We start from the raw sequence: 10,709 nt of genomic DNA, 5'->3' as shown, positions 1-10,709 counted from the left end.
TATTTTCTTTTTTGGGATTTCTAATAAAAGGTGAGGATATTCTAAAGTACCTGTTATATGTAATGTTCCCTGTTTCAACATTTATGCTGATTATTCTGTATTTTGTAAGAGTGAGTTTACAGCACGTCCGTTCTGTACAATCTCAAATGATGCAGCTTGAACTACGAATGATACTTTGTCAGTTTATTCATAACTATGCTGAAGATTCAGAAAAACTACATAAGAAAAATGCAGCAGGCTTTGAGAAATTTGAAAATATTATCTTTTCACCCCTTGTATCATCAGATGACAAAATCCCAACCACATTTGATGGTATGGAACAACTTGCTAAATTAGTGAGTGAATTTAGGAAGTAAACGCACCAATAAAACTCATAATTGGCATAAAAAATGCTTACTTTTGATGCGTAAATTTACAGAGGTTTTGCTTTGAAATTGAAAAACATAAGCCAAAGCAAAACATCTTCGTGACAAAAGGAACAGCATGAACATCTACACTCAACGAATAGAACACATTTCAGAGGGAAGCACTTTTGAAACCGTCGAACTCAGCTTCGACACCCGCCAAAAGAGCCGATTTCGTGCAACATTAAAATCAGGTGCCGATATTGGTGCTGACCTGCCGCGTACCGGCATTTTGCGTAGCGGCTCATTTATTGCCACTGAACAAGGCGATTTACTTCGGGTCGATGCCAAACCTGAGCACCTGATGCGAGTGGTCGCCCAAACCGATTTTGATTTATTGAAAGCTGCCTATCACTTAGGCAACCGCCATGTACCATTGATGCTCACGCCAACTGCACTGTATTTTGAACCAGATCATGTGCTGGCCGAAATGGTCATTGGACTGGGCCTGACTGTGAATGAAGTCAAGCATCCTTTTGAACCGGAAAGCGGGGCATACGCACAGCACAGTCATGATCATCGTTTAAGCCCGATCAAGGCCATTCACGCCCATGCCCATCACTAATGCAGTGCAACTGCTCAAGCTGCTGACCTTGTCTTCGACAGCATTACCGGTCGGAGCGTATTGCTATTCGCAAGGGGTAGAAAGTGCGATTGATCAGGGCCTGATTCAAGATGAAAGCAGTAGCATCGCCTACTTTGAAGAAGTCTTGGAGATGCTACTGGTACGTTTTGAACTACCGGTCTTAAAACGGCTGATGCAATTTTATGATGATGACACACAGTTTGATTATTGGGCGCAGATTTATCGTGCCAGTCGGGAAAGCCGTGAACTTTTAGCGGAGTCACAACAGCTGGCATTTTCTCTTAATGCATGGATTAAAGATGTGCTGGAAATGCCAGTGATGGTGAAAAAACAGCTGGGTTTTGTACCGGTTTATGCCCAGCTCTGCGGCCAGTTGGGTTTAAACGAAGCAGATGTATTAACCGCTTATACCTTTACTGTGCTGGAAAATCAGGTGCTGGCAGCTGTGAAAACCGTTCCGCTCGGGCAGATGAGTGGACAACGGATTTTATGGCATTTACATGAGCAGGTTCCAGCAGCCATCGAAAAAGCATTAATGCTGGAAGATGAGCAGCTCAGTAGCGCCTTACCCAATTACGCCATGCTGAGTATGGCGCATGAAACCCAGTATTCACGCTTATTCCGTTCTTAAAGTCTTCCTTTTTAAAGGGGGATTGAGAGGGCGTAAAAATTTAATCAATATTTCCTCTCTCTGGGAGAGGGAAATCACCTCACCTTAGCGCAGTATTGCTGCTCATCTCCTAAGGGGAGAGGGAACACAAGATTCCTCCTCTCCCTATGGGAGAGAGTTGGGAGAGGGAAAATAAAAGGAAAATCAACATGACAGAACGTTCTCCATTACGTGTCGGCATCGGTGGTCCAGTCGGTTCAGGTAAAACTGCACTTACTCTCAATTTATGTCAGGCCTTGCGCCAGCGCTATAACATGGCGGTGGTCACCAATGATATTTATACCAAGGAAGATTCCAACTTCCTTACCCGCAACGAAGCCATGAGCCCAGACCGGATTGTCGGTGTGGAAACCGGTGGCTGTCCGCACACTGCCATCCGTGAAGATGCTTCGATTAACCTGGCAGCCATTGACGACTTGTGCGAAAAGTTTGATGGTCTGGAACTGATTATTATTGAAAGTGGTGGCGATAACTTGGCGGCGACCTTTAGCCCGGAATTATCCGATCTGACCTTATATGTGATTGATGTGGCCGGTGGTGAAAAAATTCCACGTAAAGGTGGGCCGGGCATTACCAAATCCGATTTGCTGATTATCAACAAAACCGATTTAGCTCCGATGGTCGGCGCCAGTCTGGAAGTGATGGATCAGGATGCCAAGCGCATGCGTGGTGATAAACCGTTTTTATTTTCTAACATGAAAACCAAAGATGGTTTGGAGCAAATTATTGAGTTTATTGAAAAGCAGGGCCTGTTTAAAAACTAAATAGCCTAAGTAATATCACCAATTCTCCCTGATTCTAAAAAGATGGCTACGGCTGTCTTTTTTCTTTTGTGCATTTAACATTTGTGCTGCTTGAATATCGAATCAAAAGCCCATCTATCTTAAGTTATTTCTATATCTATATTTAAATATTAGATTGGGCAGGGCAGATAAAACCTTAACTGGACAGAAACTCGGCCAGTCTTTTCTTTTATCCACCAGAAAAATAGCCAAGATATGGATGAAATGTGAACTTGTACATACAGGAACGCAACAAAAAATTGCCAGTAAATTCATGCCGATTGCTGAAAATGCAGCCATCTGAACAGGGGGTAAATTGCATGAAAAAGCTGGCTTTTGTGTCGCTGGTGGCGGTGGCGCTTACCGGGTGTGTGGTCACGCCGTATGAGAGTGGTCCACGACATAGCGTCTATACCGGATATGATCGAGGCTATTCAACTTATCCATATACCGTGTCGCGTTGGGAACATGAACGCCGTCCGGTGTATATTCAGCAGCGTCCATCGGTTAAGCCGGTAAATCGTCCACATGCTCAACGTCCGCATGAGCAAAAACCGGGTCAGGCCAACCGTCCTGCACATAAACCGACACAGAGTAAACCTGCACAAAGCAAACCAGTAAAGCCAAATCGTCCGGTGGCCAACAAGCCTCCCGTAAAGAAGCCACAGGCGAGTAATCCAGCTAAGGCCAAACCCGTCACGGCTTTGCCGCCGACTTCTGGGGTGCAGCGTCCATTACGACCGGGCGTATAAATCAAAAAGGATTCCATCTGGAATCTTTTTTTATAACCGTTCAATCAAACGTTAAAGTGATTTCTGATACAGTCCGGCGCGGACTGTACCGGCTTTGGTTTCCTTGATTTGCTGCCAGGAGGCCGGCAGTTTTAGCTGGTTTAGATCACGGTCGGCTTCGACATAAATCAGGCCTTTATCCTGAATTAATGGATCAGCCAGTTGTGCCAGCTGTTCCCATAAATCCAGGCTATAAGGCGGATCAAGAAACACCAGATCATAGCTGTCTTTCAGACTGGCCAGCGCCTGCTGTGCAGTACTGATTTTTAACTGGGCCCGGGCTTTGGTGACTTTTAACAGTTCTAGGTTCTGGGTCAGGAACTGGGCTTGAGTGCGGTCCGGTTCAATCATGGTGACCTGTGCAGCACCACGTGATAGCGCTTCAAAGGAAAGCGCCCCCGAGCCGGCACACAGGTCCAGCACTTTGGCATTTTGCACATCCCACATCAGCCAGTTAAACAGGGTTTCACGCACCCGGTCCGGCGTCGGGCGTAAACCGTCAATACTGGCAAAGGCCAACTGGCGACGTTTCCAGTCTCCACCAATAATTCGTAGCTGGTTTTTCATGGTTTAGTCACTCTCTATTGTGGCAGATGGGGCAGCAGCCGGTGTTGCTGGCGCAGATGCAGCGGTGTCCTGAGCCGGAGTGGCGGTGCTACGAGCACCTTCGGCACTTGGCAGTTCACTTGGCTTTAAACCGGCGGTCATCAGGCCACCACTAATTTGGGCCGCAGATGGGCGAATCGGATTCTTGTCTTTGTTGAGTAGCCAGTAATCCAGAATTGGACGGGCCAGGGCAGTGGCAGCACTCCCACCACGGCCATTTTCCAGAATCACCGCAATGGCAATTTCAGGTTTTTCTGCCGGAGCGAAGCCGACAAATAAACCGTGGTCAAGCTGACGGTCGGTGAGCAGCGCTTCATTATAGCGTTTGCCCTGCGCAATACTTTTGACCTGCGCGGTCCCGGTTTTTCCGGCAATTGAATATTGCAGGCCGCTTTTAATGCCTTTACCGGTGCCTGATTGAATGACATCCACCATGGCATCGCGCATTTTAATCCAGTCTTCATCGGTCCCGTTAAATTCAATGCGGCCATTGGTACCATTATGCACCTTAAATGGACGCGCACCGCGGCTTTCACGCAGCACGTGTGGCGTGACTTTAAAGCCCTGGTTGGCGGTAATGGCAGTGGCCATGGCCAGTTGTAATGGCGTCGCGGTAAAGGCGCCCTGACCAATACTGACCGAAATGGTCTCACCGCGCATCCATTTGGCATTGCGGGTACGCATCTTCCATTCCGGACTTGGATATAGGCCGGTGCTTTCACTTGGTAAATCGACACCAGTGCGCTCACTAAAACCAAACTGGCGCATCCAGTCATTCATCTTTTCAATGCCCATCCGGTAGGATAGTACATAGAAATAGGTATCACAGGACACCACCTGAGCAGTGTGCATATTGACAATGCCATGCCCCGATTTTTTATGGTCACGGAAACGGTGGCTATCGCCCGGTAAGGTGAAATAGCCATAATCCTGAATCGCAGTGCTCCAGTCGACCAGACCATAATGAATCCCGCCTAAACCAAACATTGGCTTAATGGTCGAGCCGGGCGGATACACCCCTTGCACGGCACGGTTATACAGCGGCTGGTCAATATTGTCACGCAGGGCGGCATAGTTGGTATGGCTGATGCCGGTGACAAAGAGGTTCGGGTTAAAGCTGGGGCTCGACACCAGCGCCAGAATTTCCCCGGTACGTGGATCAAGCGCGACAATCGCACCACGGCGGCCAGCCAGCTGTTCAGAGGCCACCACTTGCAGGCCATAATCTAAGGACAGGTATAGATCATTACCGCGAACCGGATCTTTACGGCCCAAATGACGCAGTACATTACCGTGTGCATCGGCCTCGACCGATTCATTGCCCGGTACGCCGTGCAGTAAATGCTCATATGATTTTTCTACGCCAATTTTACCAATCAGGTTGGTGCCGGCGTAGGCATCTTTATCAATCTCTTTCAGATCTTTGTCATTGATCCGGCCCACATAACCAATCACATGCGCAAACAGCTCACCATGTGGATAGTAACGGGTCATCTGGGTTTCAATATTCACCCCGGGAAACTGGAATTTTACTTCACTGAAACGGGCAATATCGGTTTCGTTCAGATTCAGTTTAATGGAGACCCGTTCAGTTTTACGCGCGGTTTTAATCCGGCTCTGGAAGCGTTCAATATCTTCTTCAGTCAGTTCCAGAATCGGGGTCAGCCGTTCGATGGTCGCATCAATATCTTCGACATCGGCGCGGCTTAAGGTCGCGGTAAAGACTGGATAGTTATCGGCCAGCAACACCCCATTACGGTCATAGATATAACCGCGAGCAGGCGCTAAGGGTTGCAGGCGAATCCGGTTTTTGTCAGATGCGGTGGCAAACTCATCAAAGCTGCTGATTTGCAGATAGGCATAACGTACCACCAGCAGCAGTAAAAAGAAACTGACCAGCCCGATAGAGATGAATACCCGATTGCGAAAAATGCGCTTTTCTTGCTGAACGTTTTTTAAAGGAAAGTGCTGTTTCATATGCAATCGGCTTAAACAGATCAAGGAGATGAGAATAGGGCTGTTATTCTAGCCGATAACACAGCGCTTTGCGTATGCCTGCATGACCGATTCGACACAAATAATGTGATTTAGGTTTTTGACTTTTGCGACAATAAAAAGATCGGCTGCTGTATATAAGAATCTGGGTAAATCTGCTACAGTCAAAAAAATAAAACAGGATTGTTTTACAATTAGAATTAAGGAACTTGGTGAAAATAATGAAAAAAGTATATTCCTTAGTGGCATGTATTGCGCTGTGCAATGTGGCCTATGCCGAAGAATCTTCTTTTTTCCCACAGGCAAAATTGACCGGGGAAGATACAAAAACCTGGAATATCGGGGCAGGAATTACACAAAAATTACTTCATTTAAATGCAGAATGGGTCAATCCCTACGGCATTGCCTATGCCAAAGCCGGGGCATTTTTAAATGGGGATCATGAACCGGGTGGACAAATTGGCTTTCGCTTGCCATATCATTTCACCGGTAAAGATAAAAATGGTTATTATATCGGAGCTTATGCGGGTCATCTTGAATCCAAAGTGGTCGACCAGAAAGAGAAAGCACGTCTGGGCGCTGGTGTAGATCTTGCTTATGTCTTGCTGAGCCGTGAACGGATCAGTACCTTTAGTGTGGGGATTGGTGCAGGTGAAAAACTGGAAGATCGGGCCGGTCGGGTGATTGCAGAAACCGAGCCAAAACTACAATTTTCCTATACTTTAAGTGTGGGTTTATAGCCAGAATAGCGAGTTAAATGCTTTTAGAATCCGGTAATTAGAAATAAATATGGAAAATATGCATGCTTGAGTACATCAATCAGTTGTGGCAAACCTTTTTGAATCGCCCGGATTTTTGGGCTGTGCTCAGCATTATCCCTGTCACCGCTTTTGTGACCTGGGCCCACGTGTGGATGGCACTGAAAATGGTGTTCTATCCCATTAATTTCTGGGGCTTTCATTTGGGGCCATTGCCGGTGGGCTGGCAGGGGATTGTGCCGAGAAAGGCCGGGCGTATTTCAGGCATTATTACCGACAATACCTTGTCTAAACTGGGCTCATTGCGCGAATTTCTGGATGCCATGGACCCGGAAGATATGGCACGGATTATTGGCGAGCAGGTCGGTTTTGAGCTGGAGCATTTAATTGATGAGGTGATGATCGATCGCAATGCTGTGCTGTGGGAAAACCTGCCCTATTCAATTAAGCGCCGCATTTATGCCCAGGCACATAAACAGCTGCCTGCGGTGCTGCGTGAACTGGTCACTGAACTGACTTTGAATGTCGAGTCACTGGTGGATATGCGCGAAATGGTGGTACGCCAGATGGAAGGTGACCGCCGTTTAATGGTGCGCATGTTCCTGAAAGTGGGCCAGAAAGAAATTAACTTTATCTGGCATATCAGTGCGTTAATCGGGATGTTCTTTGGTATATTCCAGATGATTGTCTGGTTTATTGTGCCGTGGCACTGGACCGTACCATTCTGGGCCGCCATCTGGGGCTTTTTAACCAACTGGATTGCGATCTGGATGGTGTTCAACCCGATTGAACCGCATTATGTGAAGTATCCACAATTTTTTACGCGAACACAGAGTCGCAAATTTCCGTGGATTAAACCTGTTATTCCGCGCATTGGCACCTATAATGTTCAGGGTGCCTTTATGAAGCGCCAGGAAGAGGTGTCTGATGTATTTGCCAGTGTGGTCACCGAAGATTTAATTACTTTAAAATCCATTATGACCGAAATGATGTATGGCAGTAAAAAAGACAAGACCCGTCGGATTGTTAAACGCCATATTAATGAAATTATGGAAACCCCACTGGTCAGAACCTCTTTACAATTGTCTTTAGGGCCAAAAGAATACGCAAAACTCAAGACAGACTTGATCGATCGCTCAATTGAAATTACGATGGTGCCTGTATGCGACCCAGCCTTTAATGCGAGCCGTGCACAGAAAATCTATCAAATGTTTAGAGAACGTATTCTTGAACTTACACCAAGAGAGTTTCAAAATTTATTGCGTCCTGCCTTTCAGGAAGATGAATGGATCTTGATTGTATTGGGAGGGGTAACCGGTTTTATTGCTGGTTTAATACATTTGTTTGTCGCTTTCTTATAATTGGATGCTGGACAGCATGTCGAACCTGAGTTCGTCATGAACAAAGTGTCATGTACATTGTTAAAAATGAGGATGTTTTTTTATGCGCATTATCTTACTCGGACCACCTGGAGCAGGTAAAGGTACACAAGCTCAGTTGATCTGTAAGCGCTACAATATCCCACAAATTTCAACCGGTGATATGCTCCGTGCTGCGATTCGTGAAGGTACTGAATTAGGTCTACAGGCTAAAAACGTAATGGAAAGCGGTGGTCTGGTTTCAGATGAATTGATCATCGGTTTAGTGAAAGAGCGTATTGCTCAACCTGATTGTGCCAATGGCTGCATTTTTGATGGTTTCCCGCGTACTATTCCACAAGCGGAAGCGCTGGAAAAAGAAGGTATCAACATTGATCACGTGATTGAAATTGATGTACCGGACGAAGAAATCGTACAGCGTCTGTCTGGTCGCCGTCAGCACCCGGCTTCTGGTCGTGTTTATCACATCGTTTACAATCCGCCAAAAGTGGAAGGTAAAGATGATGAAACGGGTGAAGATCTGGTACAACGTCCAGATGACCAGGAAGAAACCATTCGTAAGCGTTTAGCGTCTTACCACACTGAAACTGAGCAGCTGGTTGGTTTCTACCAAGGCCGCGCAGCGACAGGTGAAAATGCACCGACGTATGACAAACTTAACGGTCTGCGTCCAATTGAAGACGTACAAGCGGATCTGTTTGCAATTTTAGATCAGGCAAAATAATCATCCGTTGATTGTTTTGACTTTAAGGGAGTCCTCGGTCATAGTAGGGCTCCTTTTTTATTTGCGTGCGTATAAGGAAACTGCCTCGGTGAAAATTGGTATGTTAATTTTAATGGTGCTGTTCCTGGCCATGTTGGTGGGTCTGTTTTATATCAGCTATAAAATGCTGCTAAAAGTGCGTCAGCAAGAACGTGCTGAAAATGCCAACCAGCCACAGCAACGTCAATTGCATCCTAAATTGCAGGCGCAATTAGAGCAGCAGAAAAAAGCGCAAGATAAAGACGCACAAGACTAAGCGGCTTTTGGTCGCCCGGCTTAGGTCGGCATTATTGAATGATCTACCTCGAATATGCAGCGCAGGTCATCTTCAAGTATAAAAAAAGCTGAATTCAGGATTCAGCTTCAATATTTTTGACTGCAATCTGGCGCGCAGCTCCAAACTCAAACCGGTCTGGCCAGTTACAGACATCGGCCACTACACATTCATGACATTTAGGCTTGCGAGCAATGCAACAATAGCGGCCATGCAGAATCAGCCAGTGGTGCGCATCAACGATAAATTCTTTGGGAATCACCTTCACCAGACGGTGTTCCACTTCCAGCACATTTTTACCCACGGCTAAACCGGTCCGGTTGCCGACACGGAAAATATGGGTATCAACTGCCATGGTCGGTTGACCAAACGCCGTGTTCAGCACCACATTGGCTGTTTTACGCCCCACACCCGGTAAGGCTTCCAGATCGGCCCGATTTTCCGGTACCTGACTGTTATGCTTTTCAATCAGGATTTTACAGGCCTTAATCACATTTTCCGCTTTGGAATTATATAGGCCAATGGTCTTGATATAGTCCTTTAGCCCATCAACCCCCAGTGCATAAATCGCTTCCGGAGTATTCGCTACTGGAAATAACTTATCTGTGGCTTTGTTCACGCTGACGTCGGTGGCCTGCGCCGATAAGGTCACTGCCACCAGCAATTCAAACGGTGAGGAGAAATTCAGTTCGGTGGTTGGATGCGGACGCTGTTCACGCAAGCGCTCAAAAAAGGTATAGACCTGCTTTCGGGTCAAGTTTTTTACCGGTTTGACTGCGCTGCTCATGAATTAGGCCTCTCCCTGTAAGTGCTGTAATTGTTGCTGAAGCTGCGCCAGTTGCGCGCGCTTGTTGGCATCTTCACGCACACTCAGCTGTTTTTCTAATTTTTTGATCTGGGTTCTGAGCTTGGCCAGCTCAATGGTGGTTTTGGCATCGTGGGTGACAGCCGGATGATCGGCTTTTTCAACCATCTGGATTTCAGGCACTGCATCGGTCTGCTGCGAGAACTGGGCGAACAGCGCGGTATCAATCTCAGCACGCACCACGGGCCCTTTACGGTGCAGGCGGCGCAGCTCTTCACGCTGAATGTGCGCATAATAGCGCTGGCGTAAATCCTTCTGCTCGCTCATCCGTTCCGCGTCTGTGGGTACGGGTTTGACATCTTTAACCAGATCAATACAGTCCACCGGGCAGGGTGGAATACACAGTTCACAGCCGGTACACAGGTCGGTCAGAATGCTGTGCATCAGTTTGCCGGAACCTAAAATGGCATCGACCGGGCAGGCATTAATACATTTGGTACAGCCAATACATTCATCTTCACGAATCACCGCTTTCATACGCTGCGGACGGCCATCGGACTGAATGGGCCAGACACTGGCTTCGGCGGTTAAGCGTTCTCTGCCCAGCAGTTTGGCCAGCGCATCGGCAACCGGTTGACCGCCCGGTACACATTTATTGGCGGCTTCACCTTCGGCAATCGACTTTGCATAGGGTAAACATCCATCCCGATGTCCACATAAACCGCATTGGGTTTGAGGAAGCAGGGCATCAATATTCTGGATGAGAGCAATTTGCGAATTCATGTAAAAACCACGGCTGCGAAGGGCGCAGAGAAAGCGAACAATAAACCTGAACCGCAGATTCTAGCATGTTTTCAAGCATTAAGCTTGTGTACAAAGTTGGACCATAATCTGCT

Annotated in this window: 12 protein-coding genes and 1 pseudogene; 9 read left to right on the top strand and 4 right to left on the bottom strand. The window is 47.0% G+C overall.

Annotated elements, in window-relative coordinates:
- The 5 genes and pseudogenes from VF685_RS13480 to VF685_RS13460 form a co-directional block, all read left to right on the top strand.
- Window positions 1–356 (top strand): annotated as a pseudogene (locus tag VF685_RS13480) (hypothetical protein); the annotation flags it as partial.
- Between the two features lie 127 nt (window positions 357–483).
- Window positions 484–969 (top strand): urease accessory protein UreE, encoded by a 486-nt coding sequence (ureE, locus tag VF685_RS13475; protein ID WP_180192342.1) that lies wholly within the window; start codon window positions 484–486, stop codon window positions 967–969.
- A complete protein-coding gene (locus tag VF685_RS13470; RefSeq protein WP_163170290.1) occupies window positions 956–1,621 on the top strand; it encodes an urease accessory protein UreF in 666 nt (221 codons plus the stop codon). Before ureE ends, VF685_RS13470 begins: the two co-directional genes overlap by 14 nt.
- Before the next feature lie 188 nt (window positions 1,622–1,809).
- On the top strand, window positions 1,810–2,424 hold the full coding sequence (ureG, locus tag VF685_RS13465) for an urease accessory protein UreG (protein WP_005179298.1): 615 nt from the start codon (window positions 1,810–1,812) through the stop codon (window positions 2,422–2,424).
- Between the two features lie 338 nt (window positions 2,425–2,762).
- Window positions 2,763–3,194, top strand: coding sequence for a hypothetical protein (locus VF685_RS13460; protein WP_163141522.1), 432 nt, complete (start codon window positions 2,763–2,765; stop codon window positions 3,192–3,194).
- A 51-nt stretch (window positions 3,195–3,245) separates the two neighbouring features.
- Here VF685_RS13460 and rsmD read toward each other — a convergent pair whose 3' ends face one another.
- Complete coding sequence (gene rsmD, locus VF685_RS13455; RefSeq protein WP_045796353.1) at window positions 3,246–3,800, bottom strand: 16S rRNA (guanine(966)-N(2))-methyltransferase RsmD; 555 nt, start codon at window positions 3,798–3,800, stop codon at window positions 3,246–3,248.
- 3 nt (window positions 3,801–3,803) lie between these two features.
- Window positions 3,804–5,816: a penicillin-binding protein 2 gene (gene mrdA, locus VF685_RS13450; protein ID WP_440203669.1), complete on the bottom strand. Its 2,013-nt coding sequence runs from the start codon at window positions 5,814–5,816 to the stop codon at window positions 3,804–3,806.
- Window positions 5,817–6,055: 239 nt separating this feature from the next.
- Here mrdA and VF685_RS13445 point away from each other — a divergent pair, with 239 nt between their 5' ends.
- From VF685_RS13445 to VF685_RS13430, 4 genes are all read left to right on the top strand, one after another.
- Window positions 6,056–6,574 carry a hypothetical protein gene (locus tag VF685_RS13445; RefSeq protein WP_104484164.1) on the top strand — a complete coding sequence of 173 codons (519 nt, stop codon included), beginning with the start codon at window positions 6,056–6,058 and terminating at the stop codon, window positions 6,572–6,574.
- Between the two features lie 62 nt (window positions 6,575–6,636).
- Window positions 6,637–7,953, top strand: a complete 1,317-nt coding sequence (locus tag VF685_RS13440; protein WP_005179289.1) for a hypothetical protein — start codon at window positions 6,637–6,639, stop codon at window positions 7,951–7,953.
- An 82-nt stretch (window positions 7,954–8,035) separates the two neighbouring features.
- Window positions 8,036–8,695 (top strand): adenylate kinase, encoded by a 660-nt coding sequence (adk, locus tag VF685_RS13435; protein ID WP_005179287.1) that lies wholly within the window; start codon window positions 8,036–8,038, stop codon window positions 8,693–8,695.
- 88 nt (window positions 8,696–8,783) lie between these two features.
- Complete coding sequence (locus tag VF685_RS13430; protein WP_168416757.1) at window positions 8,784–8,990, top strand: hypothetical protein; 207 nt, start codon at window positions 8,784–8,786, stop codon at window positions 8,988–8,990.
- 94 nt (window positions 8,991–9,084) lie between these two features.
- Here VF685_RS13430 and nth read toward each other — a convergent pair whose 3' ends face one another.
- On the bottom strand, window positions 9,085–9,795 hold the full coding sequence (gene nth / locus VF685_RS13425; RefSeq protein WP_045796358.1) for an endonuclease III: 711 nt from the start codon (window positions 9,793–9,795) through the stop codon (window positions 9,085–9,087).
- 3 nt (window positions 9,796–9,798) lie between these two features.
- On the bottom strand, window positions 9,799–10,596 hold the full coding sequence (locus tag VF685_RS13420) for an RnfABCDGE type electron transport complex subunit B (protein ID WP_152342443.1): 798 nt from the start codon (window positions 10,594–10,596) through the stop codon (window positions 9,799–9,801).
- Window positions 10,597–10,709 lie beyond the last annotated feature (113 nt).

Source organism: Acinetobacter sp. Brlt_5 (assembly GCF_051949055.1).
Classification (GTDB): domain Bacteria; phylum Pseudomonadota; class Gammaproteobacteria; order Pseudomonadales; family Moraxellaceae; genus Acinetobacter; species Acinetobacter indicus.
This window is presented reverse-complemented; position numbering and strand designations above follow the sequence as displayed.

Coding starts and splice junctions, on each gene's coding strand:
- VF685_RS13445 (WP_104484164.1), top strand. CDS start 6,056: ATGAAAAAAGTATATTCCTTAGTGGCATGTATTGCGCTGTGCAATGTG.
- VF685_RS13440 (WP_005179289.1), top strand. CDS start 6,637: ATGCTTGAGTACATCAATCAGTTGTGGCAAACCTTTTTGAATCGCCCG.
- ureG (WP_005179298.1), top strand. CDS start 1,810: ATGACAGAACGTTCTCCATTACGTGTCGGCATCGGTGGTCCAGTCGGT.
- rsmD (WP_045796353.1), bottom strand. CDS start 3,800: ATGAAAAACCAGCTACGAATTATTGGTGGAGACTGGAAACGTCGCCAG.
- adk (WP_005179287.1), top strand. CDS start 8,036: ATGCGCATTATCTTACTCGGACCACCTGGAGCAGGTAAAGGTACACAA.
- ureE (WP_180192342.1), top strand. CDS start 484: ATGAACATCTACACTCAACGAATAGAACACATTTCAGAGGGAAGCACT.
- nth (WP_045796358.1), bottom strand. CDS start 9,795: ATGAGCAGCGCAGTCAAACCGGTAAAAAACTTGACCCGAAAGCAGGTC.
- VF685_RS13460 (WP_163141522.1), top strand. CDS start 2,763: ATGAAAAAGCTGGCTTTTGTGTCGCTGGTGGCGGTGGCGCTTACCGGG.
- VF685_RS13420 (WP_152342443.1), bottom strand. CDS start 10,596: ATGAATTCGCAAATTGCTCTCATCCAGAATATTGATGCCCTGCTTCCT.
- VF685_RS13470 (WP_163170290.1), top strand. CDS start 956: ATGCCCATCACTAATGCAGTGCAACTGCTCAAGCTGCTGACCTTGTCT.
- mrdA (WP_440203669.1), bottom strand. CDS start 5,816: ATGAAACAGCACTTTCCTTTAAAAAACGTTCAGCAAGAAAAGCGCATT.